The sequence below is a fragment of the Mycolicibacter senuensis genome (genome assembly GCF_002101885.1).
Classification (GTDB): Bacteria; Actinomycetota; Actinomycetes; order Mycobacteriales; family Mycobacteriaceae; genus Mycobacterium; species Mycobacterium senuense.
On record NZ_LQPS01000047.1, the window covers coordinates 110,234 to 130,693 of the forward strand.

19 protein-coding genes and 2 riboswitches are annotated in these 20,460 nt (G+C 70.5%); of the genes, 11 read left to right on the forward strand and 8 right to left on the reverse strand.

Going from position 1 to position 20,460, the window contains the following annotated elements; all coding sequences use genetic code 11:
• The first annotated feature begins 14 nt into the window (after positions 1–14).
• Genes AWC24_RS18580 through AWC24_RS18600 form a run of 5 tightly spaced genes read left to right on the forward strand, consistent with a single transcriptional unit; the run spans position 15 to position 6,319 of the window.
• On the forward strand, positions 15–1,991 hold the full coding sequence (locus tag AWC24_RS18580) for a magnesium chelatase subunit D family protein (RefSeq protein ID WP_085087761.1): 1,977 nt from the start codon (positions 15–17) through the stop codon (positions 1,989–1,991).
• A complete protein-coding gene (gene cobO, locus AWC24_RS18585) occupies positions 1,991–2,605 on the forward strand; it encodes a cob(I)yrinic acid a,c-diamide adenosyltransferase (RefSeq protein WP_085087764.1) in 615 nt (204 codons plus the stop codon). Before AWC24_RS18580 ends, cobO begins: the two co-directional genes overlap by 1 nt.
• The gene (gene cobBC, locus AWC24_RS18590) at positions 2,599–4,959 is read left to right on the forward strand and encodes a bifunctional hydrogenobyrinic acid a,c-diamide synthase/histidinol phosphate aminotransferase CobBC (protein ID WP_165757763.1); all 2,361 of its coding nucleotides are present in this window, start codon (positions 2,599–2,601) and stop codon (positions 4,957–4,959) included. Before cobO ends, cobBC begins: the two co-directional genes overlap by 7 nt.
• Positions 4,956–5,885, forward strand: coding sequence for a cobalamin biosynthesis protein (locus tag AWC24_RS18595; protein WP_234807432.1), 930 nt, complete (start codon positions 4,956–4,958; stop codon positions 5,883–5,885). The genes cobBC and AWC24_RS18595 overlap by 4 nt, the downstream gene beginning before the upstream one ends.
• A gap of 2 nt (positions 5,886–5,887) precedes the next feature.
• The gene (locus AWC24_RS18600) at positions 5,888–6,319 is read left to right on the forward strand and encodes a GNAT family N-acetyltransferase (protein WP_085087767.1); all 432 of its coding nucleotides are present in this window, start codon (positions 5,888–5,890) and stop codon (positions 6,317–6,319) included.
• A gap of 1 nt (position 6,320) precedes the next feature.
• Here the strand turns inward: AWC24_RS18600 and AWC24_RS22240 are convergent, their stop codons facing one another.
• Both AWC24_RS22240 and AWC24_RS18605 read right to left on the reverse strand, forming a co-directional pair.
• Positions 6,321–6,584 (reverse strand): hypothetical protein, encoded by a 264-nt coding sequence (locus AWC24_RS22240; RefSeq protein ID WP_133054431.1) that lies wholly within the window; start codon positions 6,582–6,584, stop codon positions 6,321–6,323.
• Between the two features lie 39 nt (positions 6,585–6,623).
• Positions 6,624–6,989 carry a hypothetical protein gene (locus tag AWC24_RS18605; protein ID WP_085087769.1) on the reverse strand — a complete coding sequence of 122 codons (366 nt, stop codon included), beginning with the start codon at positions 6,987–6,989 and terminating at the stop codon, positions 6,624–6,626.
• A gap of 100 nt (positions 6,990–7,089) precedes the next feature.
• Here AWC24_RS18605 and AWC24_RS23170 point away from each other — a divergent pair, with 100 nt between their 5' ends.
• Positions 7,090–7,281, forward strand: a complete 192-nt coding sequence (locus AWC24_RS23170) for a hypothetical protein (protein WP_234807433.1) — start codon at positions 7,090–7,092, stop codon at positions 7,279–7,281.
• Between the two features lie 337 nt (positions 7,282–7,618).
• Here AWC24_RS23170 and AWC24_RS18615 read toward each other — a convergent pair whose 3' ends face one another.
• Both AWC24_RS18615 and AWC24_RS18620 read right to left on the reverse strand, forming a co-directional pair.
• Positions 7,619–8,044, reverse strand: coding sequence for a nitroreductase family deazaflavin-dependent oxidoreductase (locus AWC24_RS18615; RefSeq protein WP_085087772.1), 426 nt, complete (start codon positions 8,042–8,044; stop codon positions 7,619–7,621).
• A 13-nt stretch (positions 8,045–8,057) separates the two neighbouring features.
• A complete protein-coding gene (locus AWC24_RS18620) occupies positions 8,058–8,348 on the reverse strand; it encodes an antibiotic biosynthesis monooxygenase family protein (RefSeq protein WP_085087774.1) in 291 nt (96 codons plus the stop codon).
• Positions 8,349–8,475: 127 nt separating this feature from the next.
• Between AWC24_RS18620 and AWC24_RS18625 the strand changes: the two genes are divergently transcribed.
• Positions 8,476–8,922, forward strand: a complete 447-nt coding sequence (locus AWC24_RS18625) for a hypothetical protein (protein ID WP_085087777.1) — start codon at positions 8,476–8,478, stop codon at positions 8,920–8,922.
• Here the strand turns inward: AWC24_RS18625 and AWC24_RS18630 are convergent.
• From AWC24_RS18630 to cobN, 4 genes are read right to left on the reverse strand one after another with little or no spacing between them, the layout of a single operon-like run.
• The gene (locus tag AWC24_RS18630; protein WP_085087780.1) at positions 8,908–9,642 is read right to left on the reverse strand and encodes a cobalt-precorrin-6A reductase; all 735 of its coding nucleotides are present in this window, start codon (positions 9,640–9,642) and stop codon (positions 8,908–8,910) included. The two genes, AWC24_RS18625 and AWC24_RS18630, sit on opposite strands and share 15 nt — an antisense overlap.
• Positions 9,639–11,090: a cobyric acid synthase gene (locus AWC24_RS18635; RefSeq protein ID WP_085087782.1), complete on the reverse strand. Its 1,452-nt coding sequence runs from the start codon at positions 11,088–11,090 to the stop codon at positions 9,639–9,641. Before AWC24_RS18635 ends, AWC24_RS18630 begins: the two co-directional genes overlap by 4 nt.
• Positions 11,090–11,833: a precorrin-6A synthase (deacetylating) gene (gene cobF, locus AWC24_RS18640; protein WP_174813590.1), complete on the reverse strand. Its 744-nt coding sequence runs from the start codon at positions 11,831–11,833 to the stop codon at positions 11,090–11,092. Before cobF ends, AWC24_RS18635 begins: the two co-directional genes overlap by 1 nt.
• The gene (gene cobN / locus AWC24_RS18645; protein WP_085087785.1) at positions 11,833–15,426 is read right to left on the reverse strand and encodes a cobaltochelatase subunit CobN; all 3,594 of its coding nucleotides are present in this window, start codon (positions 15,424–15,426) and stop codon (positions 11,833–11,835) included. The genes cobF and cobN overlap by 1 nt, the downstream gene beginning before the upstream one ends.
• Positions 15,427–15,456: 30 nt before the next feature.
• Positions 15,457–15,575: riboswitch (cobalamin riboswitch) on the reverse strand.
• A 5-nt stretch (positions 15,576–15,580) separates the two neighbouring features.
• Positions 15,581–15,773, forward strand: a riboswitch (cobalamin riboswitch).
• A gap of 37 nt (positions 15,774–15,810) precedes the next feature.
• Between cobN and AWC24_RS18650 the strand changes: the two genes are divergently transcribed.
• The 4 genes from AWC24_RS18650 to AWC24_RS18665 are packed head-to-tail and all read left to right on the forward strand — an operon-like array spanning position 15,811 to position 20,394.
• Positions 15,811–17,010, forward strand: a complete 1,200-nt coding sequence (locus AWC24_RS18650; RefSeq protein ID WP_085087788.1) for an ABC transporter substrate-binding protein — start codon at positions 15,811–15,813, stop codon at positions 17,008–17,010.
• A complete protein-coding gene (locus AWC24_RS18655; protein ID WP_085087791.1) occupies positions 17,007–18,059 on the forward strand; it encodes a FecCD family ABC transporter permease in 1,053 nt (350 codons plus the stop codon). Before AWC24_RS18650 ends, AWC24_RS18655 begins: the two co-directional genes overlap by 4 nt.
• Positions 18,056–19,819 (forward strand): ATP-binding cassette domain-containing protein, encoded by a 1,764-nt coding sequence (locus AWC24_RS18660; protein ID WP_234807434.1) that lies wholly within the window; start codon positions 18,056–18,058, stop codon positions 19,817–19,819. Before AWC24_RS18655 ends, AWC24_RS18660 begins: the two co-directional genes overlap by 4 nt.
• On the forward strand, positions 19,816–20,394 hold the full coding sequence (locus AWC24_RS18665) for a DUF7676 family protein (RefSeq protein ID WP_085087797.1): 579 nt from the start codon (positions 19,816–19,818) through the stop codon (positions 20,392–20,394). The genes AWC24_RS18660 and AWC24_RS18665 overlap by 4 nt, the downstream gene beginning before the upstream one ends.
• Positions 20,395–20,460 lie beyond the last annotated feature (66 nt).

The following is a 20,460-nucleotide window of genomic DNA, read 5'->3' on the forward strand; positions in this document are numbered from 1 at the left end:
CGAGCGGAGCCTCAATGCAACAGCTGTACCCGTTTCCTGCCGTGCTCGGCGGCGACCCGGACACGTCGGGCGGCCTCGACGACATGGCCCTAGCGCTCGTGCTGAGCGCGATCTCCCCCGGCATCGGCGGGGTGCTCATCCGCGGCGAGAAGGGCACCGCCAAGTCGACGCTGGTACGGGCGCTGGCCCAGGTGCTGCCGCCCATCGACGTGGTGGCCGGCGACCGGTTCTCCTCCGATCCGGCAGAGGCGAACCCGCTCTCCCCCGACGGTCCGTTCCCCGCCGGCGCCGCCGTGCAGACCCGTCCGGTGCGGCTGGTGGAGCTTCCGGTCGGGGCCACCGAGGACCGGGTGGTCGGCTCCATCCATTTGGAGCGGGCGCTGGGCGCCGGCGTGGTGGAGTTCGAGCCCGGGCTGCTGGCGCGGGCCAACCGGGGCATCCTCTACGTCGACGAGGTCAATCTGCTCGCCGACCACCTGGTGGACCTGTTGCTCGACGCGGCCGCCATGGGCCGGCTGACCGTGGAACGCGACGGGGTCTCGGTCACCCACGCCGCCCGTTTCGTGATCGTCGGGACGATGAATCCCGAGGAGGGCGAGCTGCGCCCGCAGTTGCTCGACCGATTCGGGCTGACGGTCGAGGTGTCCGCGCCGCGCGATCCGGCGCTGCGCGCCGAGGCGGTCCGCCGGCGGCTGGCGTTCGACGCCGATCCCGAGGCCTTCGCGCGCGACTACGCCGACGCCGAGGAACGGCTGCGGGCCCGGATCCGCAACGCCCAGAAACTTCTGCCGCGGGTGGAGCTCACCGACGCCGCGCTGGTGCGGATCGGCGAGATCTGCGCGGCGTTCGACGTGGACGGCCTGCGCGGCGACATCGTCTGTGCCCGTACCGCGGTGGCGCATGCCGCCTGGCAGGGGCGCGACGCGGTCAACGTCGAGGATCTGCGGGTGGCCGCCCGGCTGGCACTGCCGCATCGGCGGCGGCGCAAACCGTTTGACGCACCGGGACTCGATGAAACCGAACTCGACGAGCTACTGCCGCCGCCGGATTCCGGCCCGGAGCCAGACCCGGATCCCGACGGCCCCGAGCCCGACGGTCCACCGGACGGCGGCAACGCCGTACCACCCGAGCAACACGGGCCCGCGCCGGCGAAACCCGGCACCACCTCGACCGTCGGGGCTGACTCCCCTTACCGGGCACGGCTTTTCACCGTCGACGGGGTCGGCTCCGGCCGTGCCGGCCGGCGCAGCCGGGCCCGCACCAGTTCCGGGCGCCGGGTGGGTGCCACCGCCATCGGCGCCGCCGGGGGCCTGCACCTGTTCGAGACGCTACGGGCCGCCGCCCCGCATCAGGGCGCCCGAGGCCGGGTCGACGGCCCGATGCTGCTGCAGGCCGCCGATCTTCGCCGCGCCGTCCGGGAGGGCCGGGAGGCCAACCTGGTGCTGTTCGTCGTGGACACTTCCGGGTCGATGGCCGCCGCCGAGCGGATGCGGCACGTCAAGACCGCGATCCTGTCGCTGTTGCTCGACGCCTACCGCCGCCGGGATCGGGTGGCGGTGGTGACGTTCCGCGATACGGGTGCCGACGTGGCGCTGCCCGCGACCGGGTCGGTGGAGATCGCCGCGGTGCGACTCGACGAGCTGCCCGCCGGGGGCCGCACGCCGCTGGCCGAAGGACTGCTCGAAGCCAATGAGGTGATTCGCCGGGAACGGCTGCGCGACCCGGCGTCTCGCCCGCTGCTGGTGGTGCTGACCGACGGCCGGGCCACCGCCGGCGCCGATCCGGTCGGGCGGTCGCAGCAGGCCGCTCAGCAGCTCGCCGAACATGGGTTCTCGGCCGTCGTCGTCGATTGTGAGAGCGGGCGGATGCGGCTCGGGCTGGCACGCACCCTGGCCGAGCAACTGCGGGCCGACTACGTGCCGCTGCCGCAGGTCAGCGCCGAGGCGCTCAGCGGCATTGTTCGTGACGTCACCGGAAAGGGAGCCGCCTGATGCCGCAAGGACAACCGTTGACGGTGCCCGACGACAATCTGACCACCCGGCAGCGCCGCAATCGGCCGCTGCTGATGGTGCACACCGGCGACGGCAAGGGTAAGTCCACCGCGGCGTTCGGGACGGCGCTGCGCGGCTGGAACCAGGGCTTTGCGATCGGCGTGTTCCAGTTCGTGAAATCCGCGAAGTGGCGGGTCGGTGAGCAGGCGGTGCTGGAGCGGCTCGGCGCCCTGCACGACCAGACCGGCGACGGCGGCCCGGTGCAGTGGCACAAGATGGGCTCGGGCTGGTCGTGGAGCCGCAAGACCGGCAGCACCGAGGATCACGCCGGCGACGCGCTGGCCGGCTGGACCGAGGTGAAACGCCGGCTGGCCGAGCAGACCCACGACCTGTACGTGCTCGACGAGTTCACCTACCCGATCAACTGGGGCTGGGTCGACGTCGACGACGTGGTGGAGACCTTGCGCGATCGGCCCGGCCACCAGCACGTGGTCATCACCGGGCGACGCGCTCATCCCCGGCTGGTCGAGATCGCCGACCTGGTCACCGAGATGACCAAGATCAAGCATCCGATGGACGCCGGCCAGAAGGGCCAGCGCGGGATCGAATGGTAACGCTGCCGCGGGTCATCGTGGCCGCGCCGGCGTCCGGGCACGGCAAGACCACCGTGGCGGTCGGGGTGATGGCGGCGCTGGCCGCGCGCGGCCTGCAGGTCAGCGGTCACAAGGTCGGCCCGGATTACATCGATCCGGGGTATCACGCGCTGGCCACCGGGCGTCCGGCCCGCAATCTCGACCCGGTGCTGGTCGGCGCCGAGCGGATCGTGCCGCTGCTGCTGCACGGGGCGGCCGGCGCGGATATCGCGGTGATCGAAGGCGTGATGGGGCTTTTCGACGGCCGACTCGGTAGCGGCGGTGAGGCCTCCACCGCCCACATCGCCGCGTTGACCACGACCCCGGTGCTGCTGGTCGTCGACATCTCGCACGCCTCCCGCACGCACGCGGCGGTGGTGGCGGGCCTGGCCGGTTTCGACCCGGACGTGCGGGTGGCCGGGGCGATCCTCAACCGGGCAGGCAGCGCCCGGCACGCCGACGAAGTCGTCGCCGCGTTGCGCCCCAGCGGTATTCCGGTGCTCGGGGTGTTGCCCCGCGACGCGGATGTACAGACGCCGTCTCGGCATCTGGGGTTGGTGCCGGCCGCCGAGCGCGACGAGTCCGCTGCGATGCCGGCCCGGCTGGCCGGGCTGATCGAGCAGCATGCCGATCTCGATGCCGTGCTGGACATCGCCCGGGACGCAACGGACTTGGCCGGTTTCGCCTGGGATCCTTACGTCGAGGTAGGTGCTGCGTCTTCGGCTCGCCCGGTGGTGGCCGTTGCCGGTGGGCAGGCCTTCACGTTCGGCTACACCGAGACGTTCGAACTGCTGCGCGCGGCGGGCTGTGAGGTGGTCTGCTTCGACCCGCTCACCGACTCTCAGCTGCCGGTCGGCACCGCGGGCATCTATTTGGGTGGCGGGTTCCCGGAGGTTTACGCCGGGCAACTGGCCGCCAACACCGCGCTGCTGGCTGCGTTGCGGGCGGCGATCGCCGCGGGGGTTCCGACCGTCGCCGAATGCGGCGGGTTGGCCTACCTGTGCCGCAGTGTCGACGAGCTCGCCGGGGTCGGGGCGTTGCCGGGCGCCGCGACGATGACACCGCGACTCTCGCTGGGCTACCGGAGCGCCACCGCGCCCGCCGACAATCTGCTGGCGCGAATCGGCGAGACGATCAACGGGCATGAATTCCACCGCACCGGTGTGGTTTTCTCTCGCCCGGTCGACGCTGCCTGGCAGTTGCCCGACGGTCCGGAGGGCATCGCCGGGCCGAGCCTGCACGCGTCCTACCTGCACACCCACTGGGCCGGGTATCCGCGGTTGGCGCAACGATTCGCCGACGCGGTGCACGGCTTCCGCGGCAAAGACCCGAAAGACCTGCATCATCACGGCGACACCGAAACCGGTGCCGGCCTGCTGGATTTCGCGGTGAACGTGTACGCCGGGCCGCGCCCGGACTGGCTCGACGGCGCCCTGCATGCCGCCCTGGACGATGCCGTGGCGTACCCCGACGTGTCGGCCGCCCGCGCTGCACTGGCCGACCGGCATGCTCGTCGCCGCAGCGAGGTGCTGCCCACCGCCGGGGCGTCGGAGGCCTTCGACCTGGTGGCCCGGCTGCGCCGGTGGCGACGCCCGGTGGTGATACACCCGCAGTACACCGGGCCGCATGCCGCGCTGATCGCCGCCGGCCACACCGTGCACACGGTCTTGTGCCGGGCCGCGGACGATTTCGCCCTGCATCCCGAGGAGGTGCCCGAGGAGGCCGACCTCGTCGTCGTCGGAAATCCGACCAACCCCACCGCGGTGCTGCATCCGGCGTCGGCGTTGCGTCGGCTGCTGCGGCCCGGCCGGGTCGTGCTGGTCGACGAGGCGTTCCTGGACGCCGTGCCCGGCGAGCCGGAAAGCCTGGCCGGCGAACAGCTTCCCGGACTGCTGGTCAGCCGCAGCCTGACCAAACACTGGTCGATCCCCGGAATTCGGGCCGGATATCTGCTCGGCGACGCCGCGGTGCTCGCCGAAGCCGCACGTTTGCAGATCCCCTGGTCGGTGTCGGCGCCGGCGTTGGCAGCCATGCTGTCCTGCTCCGATGAGCGGGCCATGACGGAAAGCGAATGCCGGGCACGGCAATTGGAATCGTGGCGCGAAGTGTTGACGGCGGGCCTGGCTACGCGCGCGGTGGTGTTCGTTGCCGGGGTGGCGCCCTATGTGCTGGCCCGGGTCGGTCGCGGGGTGCATGCGGCGTTGCGCGACAACGGCATCGCGGTGCGACGGGCCGACACCTTTCCCGGCCTGGACGAGTCATGGGTGCGGATCGCCGTGCGTCCCCCGGAGTTGACCGACCGGTTGCTGGCCGCGCTGGATCAGGTGCTGGGGTGACGACGGCCCGGGCGCTCGGGCTGCTGCTCGGCTACGCCGCCGATCGCGCCTGGGGTGATCCGCGCCGGCTGCACCCGGTCGCCGGATTCGGGACGTGCGCGCTGGCGGTGGAGCGGCGGCTGTACCGCGACAGCCGGGCCAGCGGTATCGCCCACGTCCTGGTGCTGGTCGGCGGTGTGACCGGGCTGGCGTATCTGGGCGAGCGCGCGGTGCGGAGCCGGCTGACACAGCTGCTGTTCACCGCATCGGCTACCTGGGCGGTGCTCGGCGGTCGGTCCCTGGAGTGCGAGGCATGCGCAGTGCATGACTTCTTGGCGGCCGGCGACCTGCAGCGGGCGCGCGTTCAGCTGCGCAGCCTGGTCGGGCGTGACACCGCCATGCTGGGTCCGGACGAGATCGCCCGCGCCGTGGCCGAATCCGTCGCGGAGAACACGTCGGATGCGGTGGTGGCGTCGCTGCTGTGGGGTGCGGTGGCCGGGGTTCCGGGCCTGGTGGCGCATCGGGCGGTCAACACCCTGGACGCGATGATCGGCCACCGCAACGCCCGCTACGAACGATTCGGCTGGGCGGCGGCCCGGCTCGATGATCTGCTGGGCCTGCCCGCGTCTCGGCTGACCGGTGTTCTTGCCGCTGCTTTCGGCCCCGATCCCGTTGGCGCACTGCGCTCCTGGCGTCGCGACGCCCGTCACCATCCCAGCCCCAACGCCGGGGTGGTGGAGGCATCCTTCGCCGGGGCCCTGGGTCTGCAGCTCGGGGGTGTCAACATCTACGACGGGAATCGGCGTGAGGACCGGGCGCTGCTGGGGCACGGGCGGGCTCCCGTGCTCGCCGACATTCCCCGGGCGGTGCGGCTGGCCCGGCGGGTGGGCGCCGCGACAGTGGCCGGCGCGGTGGTGTGGTGTCTGATCCGTAAGACGAGGAGGTAGGTATGTCCGGCTCCGTCGAATTCTCCACGGCGAGTGCGCGGGTGGATCGTGACTGGCTCTGGCAGGAGCTGACCGAGCACACCTACTGGGCGAAGTATCGTGACCGCGCCATGTTCGATCGTCAACTCGATGAGGCGTGGCGGCTGGTAGGCGCCTACCGGGCCGACGATGGGGCGATGGTGGGTTTCTGCCGGGCGTTCTCCGACGGTGCGGCCATGGCGTATCTGGCCGACGTGTACGTTGCGGCAGCCGAGCGCGGTCGCGGCATCGGCCGGGGCTTGCTGCGGGTGATGGTCGACGAGGGACCGGGCCGCGACTTCCGCTGGATGCTGCACACCGCCGATGCGCACGGGCTGTACGAGACGTTCGGCTTCGCCGCACCCGATGAGACCTTCATGGAACGTCGGTCGCGGTTGCCGCACGTACGCGACTGAGTCAGCCGTCGCAGCCGTTCTGGGGCATGCACGGCACGTAACCCTGCGGGCCCCACTGGCGCGGTCCGGGGTTGAAACTCCAGGAGCCGGGCGGGTAGTTGTTCCACGGCTGATTGCACACCGCCCACGGCAGTGAGCTGTAACAGCCGCTGGGTTCGGTGCCGGAGTCGGCGTTGGCCGACGGTGTGGGAAATCCGAAACCCAGCGCAGCCCACGCCGGTATAGCTGCTATGACGGGGCCGAGTAATCGTCGGATATCTTTCATGACTCGATCATGCACTCGGCCACCGACAGTGCCCGCGGCTCAGTGGTGGGCGATCAGTTCGGTGACGTGGTCGTGCTCGTCCGGCCGGACCAGGCCGGCGGCAGCGGATTTCAGCCGCCATCTCGTCACCAGCCCGTCGGGGCCGGTCAGCTCTCCGGCGGCGAGCGCGTCATCGATCAACTGTCGGACCCGGGGTTCGTCGGCGGTGTCGGCGGCGAACAGGACCCGCAGCGTGACCTCATCACCGGAGACGTGATGGGCGGTGTGGTGTGGCGCCAGTGGGCAAGGCGGGCGGTGATTCCAGCTGCCGCACAGCGCCTTGGTGATGGCGCCGCCGGGCGCATTCGGGCTGCCTCCACGGTGCAGCTGCACCACCGCGTCGTGCACGTAGGCGCGGTGAGTCACGGGCGCAATGTTATCCACAGTTACGGATTGATTTGCAGTTGCGGCCCGACACGGACTGCCGGTGCCGCCTGGGAGCTGCCCGGGCTTTAGCTTCGGGACCATGCCTCCGCAATCTTGGGTGACGTTGATCGTCGGCGGTCTGGCGACCGTCGGCGTCATCGCCACCTGGCAACAGAAGAACCGCGCCGACCGGCGCAGCGAATGGTGGCGACGCACCACCTGGGCTTTTGAGCGGACATTCAGCGACAACGACAGCCAAGCCGTCTCGGCTGGTCCATTCTGCACACCCTGATCCGGTCTAGACTGGCAACCGTCGATGACAACGACATCGTCCAGGTGATCTCGGAACATGCTGCTGTAGACGATGTCGGCGAGGAGGACGCGAATGCCAGCCGAGCAAACGCCTGAGGCGTCAGAACGCCGCGAGTCAGCGTCCCGGCTCGAAGTCCGCAGGGCCGCCGCGCGCGTCGCAGTCGAAGCCAGCAAAAGGACCGGGCGCCCAGTCGACCCCAGAGTCAAGGAACTGGCGGAGTCTTCACCTCCGCGTGAGCTTCCGCGCTCGGCCGAGCGCGGCTGGCGGCGATGGATCGCTGCGGCCACATCGGCATTGCGCTGCGGGGGCAGCTGAGCTACGAGGCGCTTCTGGTCAGCTCGATGACGGGGATGACCCGCTCGGTGCGTTCCCGGTACCCGGCGAAGCCGGGATAGCGCTGCGCCTGGATGTCGTAGAGCCGGTCGTGTTCGGTGCCGGTGATCTCGGTGGCGGTGACGGGGAAGGTCTCGGTGCCGATCTCGGCGGTGGCCGACGGGTTCGCCCGCAGGTTGTGGTACCAGCTGGGATGGTTGTCCTTGCCCTCGTTGGAGGCGAACACGATGATCCGTTCGCCCTCGGGCAGGTACATCATCGGGCTGGTGCGCGGCTGCCCGGATTTGGCACCCGTGGTGGTCAACAGCAGGACCGGCGCGCCCTCGAACGCACCGCCCAGCTTGCCCCCGCTGCCGCGGAACTCCGCGATGTTGCGGGCATTGAATTCCAGGGTTCGCTTCGCGTCCATGGGTCCATCATCCCTACCCGATCGCGGCGAAGTGCTCGATTACCGGCGGGGACTCGTAGAACTCGTGCAGCAGTTCCCGCCACTGCGCGAACTCCGGCGACTTCCGGAAGCCCTCGGTGTGCGACTCGACGCTGTCCCACTGCACCAGCAGCAGATACAGGTTCGGCGACTCGATCGACCGGGACATCGAAATCCCCTGAAAGCCCGGCTGCGCCGCGATCAGCGGGCGCGCGGTGGCGAACGCCGCTTCGAACTCGGCTTCGCGGCCGGGGCGGATGGGCAGCACTCCGTGTTCCACAATCACGCCCGTCAGTCTGCCCGAGGCGAGTGTGGCCGGGATTACCGCCCAAAGACCCTTGTCTGTTACTTCGCGACACAGATAGCTTTGTCTGCAACCGACGGACACAGCTAACTCGGGAGGCAGCAGCGACATGGGTGCAATCGCGGCGGCAGTCGTCTTCGCCTGGTTGGGCATGGTGCTGGCGATCTCGTTCATCGAGGCGCCGCTGAAGTTCCGGGCGCCCGGGATCACCTTGCAGCTGGGGCTGGGCATCGGCCGGCTGGTGTTCCGTGCCCTCAACACCGTCGAGATCGTGCTGGCGACGGTGGTGGTGGTCGCGGTCGTCACGCATCCGCCCGGGCGGCTGGCGCTGGCGGCGATCAGCGTGGCGGTGACGATGCTGCTGCTGCAATCACTGTTCGTACGTCCCCGGCTGCGTCGTCGCTCCGATGCGGTGCTGGCGGCCCCCGCGGCACCACCCGGGGGGATGCGCGAACGCTCTCAGGCCCACTACGCCTACGCCGGGCTGGAGGTGGTCAAGGTCGTCGGGTTGCTGACCGCCGGTACCGTCCTGCAGCTCTGGTCAGTGGCCGGTTAGCACCCAGCTCAACGCCTGCGCGACGTCGTACACGCATCGCACTCCCGCCGGCCGGGCCGGGCGGCGCACGATCACCACCGGAATCCCGAGTTCCTCGGCGGCCAACATCTTCGGCCAGGTGTACTCGCCCCCGGAATCCTTGGTCACCACCACATCGGCGCGGTGATCGCGCAGCAGCGCGAGTTCGCCCGGCAACGCATACGGCCCCCGGTCGGTGACCACCGTCCAACTCGGCGGCAGCGTGATCGAGGGCGGGTCGACGACTCGTGCCAACACCGCCGCATCGGCCAGCGCCGGCAGGTAGGACGCCAGCTGTTGGCGCCCGATCGTCAGCACCGGCCGCCGGCCTACCCCGGCCGCGACGACGGCGGCCTGTTCATGGGAATCGACCCACCGCCAGGACGGCCGGGCCCGCTCCGCCCAGCCGGGCCGCTCCAGCCGCAGCAGCGGGCGGCCCGCAGCCGAACAGGCGGCGGCCGCATTGCGCGACATGGTGGTGGCGAACGGGTGCGTGGCGTCGATGACGGCGTCGTAGTCGGCCAATGCCGCACGCAGACCGTCGATTCCGCCGAATCCGCCGATGCGCACCGCCCCGGCCGGCAGCCGCGGGTTGGCCACCCGGCCGGCCAGTGACGTGGTGACATCCACGCCGGCAGCCACCAGCCGGTCGGCCAGCGCTCGGGCTTCGGCGGTCCCGCCGAGCAGCAACACGTGCGTCACGGTGCCCCCGGCGCCAAGAACGGCAGACCCGGTGGCGGCCGGCCGCGCGTCAACTCCAGCAGGGCATCGACATCCAGGTGCTGCTCGACCAGATCAGCCAGCAAGTCGAGCCGGTGCTCGCGGGCGCCCGGAAACGACACCCCGGAGGGTTCCATCCCGAGGCTTTCGGCGAGGAACTCGGCGCGCAGCGGGTCCCCTTCGAAACTTCCGTGCCGCATGGTGCCGAACACCCGACCGGCACGCACGCCGCCGAGAAAGTCCTGCACCCGCTCGCCCCGGCTGATCCGGCCGTGGTGTATCTCGTATCCGCCGTCGGACAGCCGCAGCACTTTGTCTGCGCCGAAACATGTTTCGATGTCCAGCAGACCCAGGCCGGCCACCTGGCCCGGTGCGCCCTCGATGCCCTCCGGGTCGCGGATCGACCGGCCCAGCATCTGAAAACCGCCGCAGATCCCCAACACCGGCTTGCCCGCTGCGGCGTGCGCAACGATCGCGGCATCCAGTCCGCGCGAGCGCAGCCAGCCCAGATCGGACACCGTTGCGCGGGTCCCCGGCAGCACCACCAGGTCGGCATCGGACAGTCCGCGCGGGTCGGAGACGAACACCACGTCGAGATCGGGTTCCAGGCCGAGGGCGTCCAGATCGGTGAAGTTGCTGATCCGCGGCAACCGGATCACCGCCACCCGTCGCGCCCCGGTCCGCGCCGAGCGCCTGCCGTCCAGGTCCAGGGCGTCCTCGGAATCCAGCCACAGCTGCGGATGCCACGGCAGGGTGCCGAAGACCCGACGGCCGGTGAGTCCCTCCAGTTCCCGCAGCCCCGGTTCCAGCAGCCCGGCATCACCGCGGAACTTGTTCACGATAAACCCGGCGACCAGCGCCTGATCCGCCGCGTCGAGCAACGCGACGGTGCCGAAGAACGCCGCGAACACCCCGCCCCGGTCGATGTCTCCGACGACCACCGTCGGCAGATCGGCGTGGCGGGCCAGCCCCATGTTCACGAAATCGCTGTCACGCAGGTTGATCTCGGCCGGGCTGCCGGCACCCTCGGCGATGATCAGGTCGTAGCGGGCCGCCAGGTCGTCGTAGGCGGCGTGGGCGGCTTCGGCCAACGCCCGGCGTCCCTCCCGCCAGTCCGACGATGAGACCGCCCCCCAGGGCCGGCCCAGCAGCACCACATGGCTGCGCTGGTCGCTGCCGGGTTTGAGCAGCACCGGGTTCATCGCCGGCTCGGGGGCTGCGCCGGCGGCCAGCGCCTGGACCCATTGCGCCCGGCCGATTTCCGTAGCGGTCCCGTCGGCGCCGGTGCACACCATCGAGTTGTTCGACATGTTCTGCGCCTTGTACGGTGCCACCCGCACGCCGCGACGTGCCAGCGCCCGGCACAACCCGGTGGCCACCACGGTCTTGCCGGCGTCGCTGGTGGTTCCGGCGATCAGCAGCCCGGCCATCAGGGCCTGCGCACCAGGAAGATGTCCATCACCCAGCCGGTCTCGGCGCGGGCTGCGCGGCGGGCGTCGGCGATCTGCTCTGCGACGTCGCCGACTCGGCCGTGCACCAACCGCTCCCCCGCGGCGCCGAGGTTGGCACCCCACCAGATCGTCCAGTCGGCCAGCGCGGAAAGCTCCAGCCCGTCGGGGTTGAGCATCGCGACGATATTGTCCTGACCTTCAGCAACCGCCGCCGAAAGCCGCCGCCCGGTGGTGATGTGCACCGGGCGGCCCACCGGGTGCAGCACGATCCGGTGTCGGGCGGCCAGCAGCTGCGGGGCGCTGATACCGGGCAACACCTGGAAATCCAGTTCCACGCCAAGGTCTTTCACCTGTTGCACGATCCGGATCGTCGAGTCGTACAGCGATGGGTCGCCCCAGACCAGAAACGCCGCCGTGCCGCCCCGCTCACGCAGCACCTCGGCGTAGCGCGCCGCTCGGGCCCCATGCCAGGCGGCGACAGCGCGCTCGTATTCGGCTGTGGTCGACCCCGGGGAGCTGTCCCGACGCGGATCGGCGACGGTGATGATCGGGACCGTATCGGCGTAAGCGGCGATGATGGCGTGCCGCAGCGCCAGCAAGCCGTCGTCGGAAGCCTTCTCGGGTGCCACCACGTAGTCGACGCTGCGCAGCACCTCGGCGGCCTCGGCCGTGACGTGCTGGGGGCCCATGCCGACACCCAGAATCCAGACCTGCAGCGCCATCAGCGGTCCTCCAAGTCCCCTTCGACGTCCAGGTAGGCCTGCTGCAGCGCCGCCATGGTCTCCGGATCGGGGTCGGCCCACAGGCCCCGGTCGGCGGCCTCCTTGAGTCGTTCCACGATGCCCTGCAGCGCCCACGGATTGGACTTGTCGAGGAACTCGCGGGTCTGCGGATCCAGCACGTATTCCGCTGCGAGCTTCTCATACATCCAGTCGTGCACGACTCCGGCGGTGGCGTCGAAGCCGAACAGGTAGTCCACGGTGGCGGCCAGTTCGAAGGCGCCCTTGTAGCCGTGCCGGCGCATCGCGGAGATCCAGCGCGGGTTGACCACCCGGGCCCGAAACACCCGGGCGGTCTCCTCGGCCAGCGTGCGGGTGCGCACCGCATCCGTCGACGTCGAGTCGCCCACATAGGCTTTCGGGTCTGCGCCGGTCAGCGCCCGCACCGTGGCGATCATGCCGCCGTGGTAGACGAAGTAGTCGTCGGAGTCGGCGATGTCGTGCTCGCGGGTGTCGATGTTCTTGGCGGCCACCTTGATCCGGCGGTAGTTGGCGCGCATGTCATCGGCGGCCGCGCAGCCGTCCAACCCCCGGCCGTAGGCGAATCCGCCCCAGGCGGTGTAGACCTCGGCCAGATCCTTGTCGTCGCGCCACGTCCCGGACTCGATCACCTGCAGGATGCCGGCCCCGTAGGAGCCCGGCGCGGAACCGAAGACGCGGGTGGTCGCCCGGCGCAGGTCGCCGTGGGAGGCCAGGTCGGCGCGGGCGTGGGCGGCCACGAAATTGGTCTCGTCCGGCTCGTCGAGCGTCGCCACCAGCTGCACCGCATCGTCGAGCATGGTCACCACGTGCGGGAAGGCGTCCCGGAAGAATCCCGAGATGCGCACCGTCACATCGATGCGCGGACGCCCGAGCTCCTCCAGCGAGATGACCGCCAGCCCGGACACCCGCCGGGAGGCCTCATCCCAGTCGGGCCGCACCCCGAGCAGGGCCAGCACCTCCGCGACATCGTCGCCGGAGGTGCGCATCGCCGAGGTTCCCCACACCGACAGCCCCACCGACTCCGGATAGCCGCCCGTTTCGTCGAGGTAGCGCCGCACCAGCGAATCCGCCATCGCCTGCCCGGTCTGCCACGCCAGCCGGGACGGCACCGCCCGCGGGTCGACGGTGTAGAAGTTGCGCCCGGTGGGCAGCACGTTGACCAGACCGCGCAGCGGCGAACCGGACGGTCCCGGCCGCACGAATCCGCCGGCCAGCGCGTGCAGCACCGAGTCCAGCTCGGCCGCGGTGCCGGCCAGCCGCGGAACCACTTCGGTGGCAGCGAATCTCAGCACCCGGCACACTTCGGGGTCGGGGTGCAGAGTGTCGGTGACCCCGACGTCCCAGCCGGCGGTCTCCATGGCCTCGACCAGTTCCCGGGCACGGTCCTCGATCTCGTCCACCGCCGCGGTCGGCGCATCGTCTTTCAATCCGAGTGCGGCTCGTAATCCCGGCACCGCGTGGTCCACCCCGCCCCATACCTGCGGGGCGCGCAGGATCGCCAGCACCAGGTTGACCCGCTCGGCCCCGGCCGGGGCGCCGCCGAGCACGTGCAGTCCGTCGCGGATCTGGGCGTCCTTGATCTCGCAGAGCCAGCCGTCGACGTGCAGCAGGAAGTCGTCGAACTCCTCATCCTCGGGCCGCTCATCCAGCCCCAGGTCGCGGTGCATCTCCGCGGCGCGCATCAGGTTCCAGATCTCGCCGCGGATCGCCGGCAGCTTTCCCGGATCCATCGTGGCGATGTTGCCGTATTCGTCGAGCAGCTGCTCCAGCCGCGCGATGTCGCCGTAGGACTCCGCGCGAGCCATCGGCGGGATCAGGTGGTCGACGATGGTGGCGTGCGCGCGGCGTTTGGCCTGCGCACCCTCGCCGGGGTCGTTGACCAGGAACGGGTAGATCAGCGGCAGGTCGGCGATCATGGCGTCGGTGGCGCAGCCCGCCGACAGTGCCGCGGTCTTGCCGGGCAGCCATTCCATGGATCCGTGCTTGCCCAGGTGGATCACCGCGTGCGCACCGAAACCGTGTGCCAGCCAACGGTATGCGGCCAGGTAGTGGTGGCTCGGCGGTAGCTCCGGGTCGTGGTAGATGGCCACCGGATTCTCCCCGAAGCCGCGCGGCGGCTGGATCATCAGCACGACGTTGCCGGATCGCAGTGCGGCCAACACGATCTCGCCGGCGTCGTTGACGAACAGTGTGCCCGGCGCCGGGCCCCACGCCGCTGTCATCGAGTCGCGCAGCTCGTCCGGCAGCTCGGCGGTCCACTGCGCGTACTGCTGTGCGGTCACTCGTACCTGGGCACCCGCTAACTGCGCGGCGGTCAGCCAGTCCTCGTCCTGGCCGCCGGCCTCGATCAGGGTGTGGAGCAGCCGATCCCCGGCTTGCGTCACCCCCTCGTCGTCCAAAGAAATGTCCAGCACCCCGAAGCCGTCCCCGACGTCGTAGCCGTCCTCGGCCAGCCGGTGCAGCAGCCGCACCGCCGAGGCCGGGGTGTCCAGCCCGACGGCGTTGCCGACCCGGGAGTGCTTGGTGGGGTACGCCGAAAGCACCAGCGCCAGCTTCTTCTGATCGTTCGGGATGCGGCGCAGCACAGCGTGATTGACCACGACGCCGGCGACCCGGGCGCAGCGTTCGGCGTCGGCGGCGTAGTGCGGCAGCCCGTCGTCGTCGATCTCCTTGAACGAGAACGGCACCGTGATGATCCGGCCGTCGAACTCCGGGATGGCGATCTGGGTGGCCGAATCCAGCGGGGTCACGCCGTCATCGTTGGCCTGCCAGTCCGCCCGCGACGACGCCAGGCACAGTCCCTGGAACACCGGAATGTCCAGCGCGGCGACCCGTTCGATGTCCCAGGCGCCGTCGTCGTCGCCGGCACCCACGGTCGCGGTGGCGTTCATCGCGCCGCCGGCCGCCAGCATACAGACCACCACCGCATCCAGGGTGCCCAGCGCGTCGAACAACTCGTCGGGGGCGTTGCGCAGCGACGCGGCGAAGATCGGCACCCCGACCGCCCGGCCGGTGGCGTCGATCGCGTCGGCCAGCGCGTGGGCGAACCCGGCGTTCCCGCTGACTTCGTGGGCCCGGTAGTACAGCACCCCGACCCGCACCGCATCGGGTGCGTCAACCGGCTCGCGAGACCCGTATCCCCATTCCGGGATCACCGTCGGCTCATCGAAGCCCTCACCGGTCAGCAACACCGTGTCGCACAGGAACGCGTGCAGCTGCGCCAGATTCGCCGGCCCGCCCTCGGCGAGGTAGGCGTGCGCTTGGGCCGCCAGCCCGATCGGGACCGTCGAGCACTCCATCAGCTCGGCGTTGGGTGATCGCTCCCCACCGAGCACCACCACCGGCAGCCCCGTGGCGCGCAGCAGCGTCAGCTCGGCGTCGATCTCCGCGGACGACCCCAGGATCCGCAGCACCACGACATCCGCCCCGTCGAGCACCGCTTCGATGTCCTGGCGCGCCGGGTTGCCCAGGTTGTAGGCCGCCCCGCTGGCGCGTGCCGACAGCAGGTCGGTGTCGGACGTGGACAGCAAGGCGATGCGCCGGGCATCAGACATCGGGGTTCCTCCTCGGGGTTCGCGCCCCATCCGGTCGGGTGTCCCGCGGCCAGTGTCTGGCTGACGGAGCGCGAACCGGCGCTCCTCACAGTGGCGGAACCGCCCCGGAATTCCACCGGGTTCCTGACGCCACGAGACGGCGGCCAGCCTAGCCCAGCACGGCATGCAAGAATGTCGCCGGTAAGGCGATGGCAACACAGTGAGGAAGCCGGTGTGAATCCGGCGCGGTCCCGCCACTGTCATCGGGGAGTGACCCTCATCGGCCACGGTCCGCCACGACTGGGACTGGAAGGCGAGGCGAGCAGTGATCCGAGAGCCAGGAGACTCACGTCATCGCGTCCTGCGAACCGGGGCGGTGTACCCCGAGGAAGCTGATGCACGCCCATGCCTCGTGCACGACGGGTAGTCCCTGCGCTGACGGCAGCGCTGGCCATCGCGCTGGCGCTTGCCGGCTGCTCGGCCGAGCACGCCTTCCGCACCGCCGACGGGCGGCAGGACTGCATCACCGACTTCGATCCGCACGCCGACTACTTTCCGGACAAATCGACGCTGTCGGATGCCGCCAACTTCGCCCTCGAATACCACCGCAGCTACCAGATCCTGACCGTGCACCGCCCCTACCTCGGCGGCAAGCCGGTGTCCTATGTGTTGGTGCGCTGCGGCGCGCCGACTCCGGCACTGACCGGCGAACTGGCTGCCGCCCAACGCATCACCGTCCCGGTGCGCAGCCTGTATTCGGGCTCGACGACGCATCTGGCGATGATCACCGAACTCGACAAGGCCGACGTGGTCACCGGGGTGGCGAGCCCGGCCGCGGTCGCCGACCCGCAGATCCGCGAGCGCATCGACACCGGCGAGACCGTCGGCTACGCACCCGGCGGGCAGATCAACATCGAAAGCGTGCTGCACGCCGGTCCCGACGCGCTGGTCACCCAGGGCATGGACGATGCCGGCTACCCCAAGCTGCGCGAGGCCGGCCTGCCGGTGGTCGCCGACGCCGAATGGCTGGAGCCCACCCCGCTGGGCCGCGCCGAGTGGATCAAGGTGTTCGCCGCGCTGACCGGCACCGAACGCCGGGCCGGGCAGATCTACCAGGGCATCCGTGACCGCTACCGGGCGCTGGCCGCGCAGGCTTCAGCGGCCGCGCCGACCAAGGTGCTGGTCGGCACCATGTACTCGGGCAACTGGTCCATGCCGACCGGCGCCAGCTATTCCGGGCGGCTGGTGGCCGACGCCGGCGGGACCTATCCCTGGCTTGCCGACGACGGCGCCGAGAGCCGGCAGCTGAATTTCGAATCGGTCTACACCCGCGCGGCAGACGCGCCGCTGTGGCTGGTCACCGACGACTGGGCGACCGTCGACGACGCGGTGGCACGCGACAGCCGCTACGGCGAACTCGTCGCGGTCCGCACCGGCCAGGTGTGGTCGGCGACCAGGGCAATCGGGCCCGGGGGAGGCAATCTGTACTGGGAACGCGGGACCGCGCGACCGGATCTGCTGCTCGGCGACCTGGTCGCGATTCTGCACCCGGAGCTGGCCGCGCAGGGCCACGGCTTCGAGTTCTACCGGCAGGTGCCGCGATGACGGCGGCCGCCCTGCGCCCCGGGCGCGCCACGCTGGTGCTGGCCGGGCTGATCTCCGCGGTGCTGGTGCTGGCCCTGTTGGGCCTGGCGCTGGGGCCGGTGCGGGTACCGCTGACCGACACCGTCCGGGTGCTGCTCGGTGCCGAAGCATCCGATCCACGCTGGCAGGTGATCGTGGCGAACATGCGGCTGCCGCGGGTGCTCACCGCGCTGGCCGCCGGATCCGCACTCGGGGTCGCCGGCCTGCAACTGCAGACCCTGTTCCGCAACACCCTGGCCGATCCCTACATCCTCGGGGTCAGCTCCGGGGCCAGCCTGGGTGTGGCGCTGGTGGTGCTGGCCGGTGGTGCCGCCGGCGCCGGTTTCCGCACCACCGGCGCCAGCCGCGCCGGGGAGGTGCTCGCGGCGGCACTCGGCGCGGCGGCGATGTTGACGCTGGTGCTGGTGTTGTCGCGCTGGACCCGCTCGGCGGCGACGCTGCTGCTGATCGGGGTGATGATCGGCGCGGCCAGCACCGCACTGGTGAGCCTGGCGCTGGTGTACTCCGATCCGCAGCGGGTGCAGCAGTACCTGCTGTGGGGTCTGGGCAGTTTCGCCGCGACCGGCTGGACCGACCTGCGCCTGCTACTGCCGCTGGTGGCCGTCGGGCTGATCACCGCGGCGATGACGATCCGGCCGCTCAACGCGCTGCTGCTCGGTGAGAGTTACGCGGCGACCATGGGCATCAACGTGCACCGCGCCCGCATCGTCACGGTCGCCTCGGCATCACTGCTGGCGGGGGTGACGACCGCGTTCTGCGGGCCGATCGCCTTCCTCGGGCTGGTGGTTCCGCACGTGGCCCGCATCGCCGTGGGCACCTCCGACCACCGGGTGGTGTTGCCGACGGTGGTGTTGCTGGGTGCAGTCGCCGCGCTCGGGTGCGGCATCGTCAGCCAGGTCCCGGGCAGCGATCTGGTCATCCCGATCAACGCGGTGACCGCGCTGGTCGGGGCACCGGTGGTGATCACCGTGCTGCTGCGGGCCCGCCGCGGATCGGGGATGCCGTCATGACGCCCATGACACCCGCCGTCGAACTGGCCGGCCTGGCGATCGGCTACCGGCACCGTCGCCGGTCCACGCCGGTGGCGACCGGCTTGAACGCGCAGGCCCGCCGCGGTGAGCTGACCGTGCTGATCGGGCCCAACGGCGCCGGCAAGTCCACCCTGATCCGCACCCTGGCCGGATTGCAGCCCGCACTCGGCGGCCGGGTGCTGCTGGACGGCGCCGACCTGACCGGGCTGCCCCGCGACGAACTGGCCCGCCGGGTCGCGGTGGTGCTGACCGAGCGGATCGACCCGGGCCTGCTGTCGGCGCGGGCACTGGTGGGCCTCGGCCGCATCCCGCACCTGGGTTTGGGGTCTCGGCTGCGTGCCGCCGACGAGGAGATCATCGACTGGGCGCTGACCGCGACCGGTGCACAACATCTGGCGTCACGACCGGCCGTGGAGTTGTCCGACGGTGAATGTCAGCGCGTTCTGACCGCGCGTGCGCTGGCGCAGCAGCCCGGCCTGCTGATCCTCGACGAGCCGACCGCGTTCCTGGACGTGTCGTCGCGGGCCGGGCTGTTCGGGCTGCTGCGCAAGCTGGCCCGCGACCAGCAGTTGGCGGTGGTGCTGAGCACCCACGACCTGGAGTTGGCGCTGCGGGTGGCCGACCGGGTGTGGCTGCTGGATCCGGCGGGCACGCTGGTCGATACGGTCGGCGAGGAGCTGATGCTGTCCGGCCGCATCGGGGCGTTGTTCGACACCGAAACCCTGCGTTTCGACCCGGCCAGCGGCATGTTCGCGTTCGGCACCGAAGGCGGTGAGCGCCGATCCGCGCGCATCGACGCCGGCGAACCGTTGCGCACCGCGCTGCTGCGGGTGCTGTCGCGGGAGGGCTGGGACAGCGCCGAGCCAGGTGAGAACTGTGAACTTCTCGTCACCGCAACCGATCCCGACGCGGTCACCTTGCGCTGCGCGACGTCGACGGACCGCACCGCCATCCGCGATCTGCCGCAGCGGCTGCGCGCCCTGCCCGCGAGTCCGCACCGCTGCGCGCCGGCAGACGAGGTGGTAGTCGCATTGGCCCGGTTATCGGATGTCAGCCCGTATTTCGCGGTGTCCACCGGGCCGGTCGAAGGCGGCGGCTGGCGTCCGGTGGCCGAACTCTATACCGACGAGGAGCTGCTCGCCGGCACGGTCGGCAACGTACGGAATCGTATCGGGGCAACGGATTTTCGGGTGGCCGCCTCGACCTTCTTCCTCGGCTTCGCGGCGCGGCTGTGGTCGATCGGGCTGGGCGGGCTCGCCGAGCACAGCCTGTTGTTGGACCTTGACCCCGATGAGCTCTGGTACTCCGAATCCGAGGGCACAGTGCGGCTGCACCTGGCGGATCCGGTGGCCTGGCAGGGGCCGGGTCTGGAGTCGCTGCTGGCCGACACGATCTTGAGCAAGCACCTGACGCCACTGGCCGCCGCGACGCGACGACTCGGTCCGGTCTCGGAGAGACTGCTGTACGGCAATGCCGCCTCCGCTGCGCTGGGGGCCGCCCGAGCCCTGCACGGGAATCGCGGCGCACAACTGGCGACCGAGCCCTGCTGGGACTTGGCCCGCACCGTCTGCGAAGACGAACGTCTCACCGGCACAATCTGTTTCAACGGCTCCAACACCGACTACCGGCGAGCCACCTGCTGCCTGTTCTACCGCACCCCCGGCGGCGGGCTGTGCATCGACTGCGCGCTCACCCGTAAGCCTGAGGTTCGCACACCCGATAGGAAGGGATCCACATGACCGAAACCGCTACCGAGATCGTCGCCGATCCACCGATCGTCGACACCGAAGACCGTGGCCGCGAACAGTTGTGGCCGCTGCCCACCGATCAGCAGAGCCTGCTGGATCTGCTGCACCTGTGCTTCGACGAGTACTGGGACGAGATCTGGTTCGGCATCATCATGCAGGGCGCCGCCTGGGAGGTGGCCGCACCGAATGTGCCGCGCAAAATCGCGATGCTCGACGGCTACGCCACGGTCGACTTCGGCCGCTGGCACTTTCACCTGTGCATCGGCAAGCACCGGGCCAGCGGCTCGGAGCTGGGCCGGATCCGCCGGTGTACCCGGGCGGAGCTGTATCGCCGGATCGGCAAGGACGGCAACCCGATGTCCTGGGGGGTGCGGCTTTTCAACGGTCGTGACGAGCAGATGATGACGCTGATGCTGCCCAACCCGTTCCTCACCAACGACCAGCAGATCCGCGACGAACCCGAGTGGGGCCAGCTGGAGCTGTGGGACAAGCTGCGCGAGAAGTATCTGGGGCTGGGACCGGACCCGTTGGACCGCAGCGGGGCTCGGATCCGCTGCGGCGGTTGATATAGATCGGGGTAGTCCTTCACAAACACCTCCGGAGGTGTCAGGAAGGGATCTGTAAGTGATTCC

Excerpts from the sequence above, each read along its gene's own strand:
- AWC24_RS18580 (WP_085087761.1), top strand. The coding sequence starts at position 15 with ATGCAACAGCTGTACCCGTTTCCTGCCGTGCTCGGCGGCGACCCGGAC.
- cobO (WP_085087764.1), top strand. The coding sequence starts at position 1,991 with ATGCCGCAAGGACAACCGTTGACGGTGCCCGACGACAATCTGACCACC.
- cobBC (WP_165757763.1), top strand. The coding sequence starts at position 2,599 with ATGGTAACGCTGCCGCGGGTCATCGTGGCCGCGCCGGCGTCCGGGCAC.
- AWC24_RS18600 (WP_085087767.1), top strand. The coding sequence starts at position 5,888 with ATGTCCGGCTCCGTCGAATTCTCCACGGCGAGTGCGCGGGTGGATCGT.
- AWC24_RS22240 (WP_133054431.1), bottom strand. The coding sequence starts at position 6,584 with ATGAAAGATATCCGACGATTACTCGGCCCCGTCATAGCAGCTATACCG.
- AWC24_RS23170 (WP_234807433.1), top strand. The coding sequence starts at position 7,090 with ATGCCTCCGCAATCTTGGGTGACGTTGATCGTCGGCGGTCTGGCGACC.
- AWC24_RS18615 (WP_085087772.1), bottom strand. The coding sequence starts at position 8,044 with ATGGACGCGAAGCGAACCCTGGAATTCAATGCCCGCAACATCGCGGAG.
- AWC24_RS18625 (WP_085087777.1), top strand. The coding sequence starts at position 8,476 with ATGGGTGCAATCGCGGCGGCAGTCGTCTTCGCCTGGTTGGGCATGGTG.
- AWC24_RS18635 (WP_085087782.1), bottom strand. The coding sequence starts at position 11,090 with ATGGCCGGGCTGCTGATCGCCGGAACCACCAGCGACGCCGGCAAGACC.
- cobF (WP_174813590.1), bottom strand. The coding sequence starts at position 11,833 with ATGGCGCTGCAGGTCTGGATTCTGGGTGTCGGCATGGGCCCCCAGCAC.
- cobN (WP_085087785.1), bottom strand. The coding sequence starts at position 15,426 with ATGTCTGATGCCCGGCGCATCGCCTTGCTGTCCACGTCCGACACCGAC.
- AWC24_RS18650 (WP_085087788.1), top strand. The coding sequence starts at position 15,811 with ATGCCTCGTGCACGACGGGTAGTCCCTGCGCTGACGGCAGCGCTGGCC.
- AWC24_RS18655 (WP_085087791.1), top strand. The coding sequence starts at position 17,007 with ATGACGGCGGCCGCCCTGCGCCCCGGGCGCGCCACGCTGGTGCTGGCC.
- AWC24_RS18660 (WP_234807434.1), top strand. The coding sequence starts at position 18,056 with ATGACGCCCATGACACCCGCCGTCGAACTGGCCGGCCTGGCGATCGGC.
- AWC24_RS18665 (WP_085087797.1), top strand. The coding sequence starts at position 19,816 with ATGACCGAAACCGCTACCGAGATCGTCGCCGATCCACCGATCGTCGAC.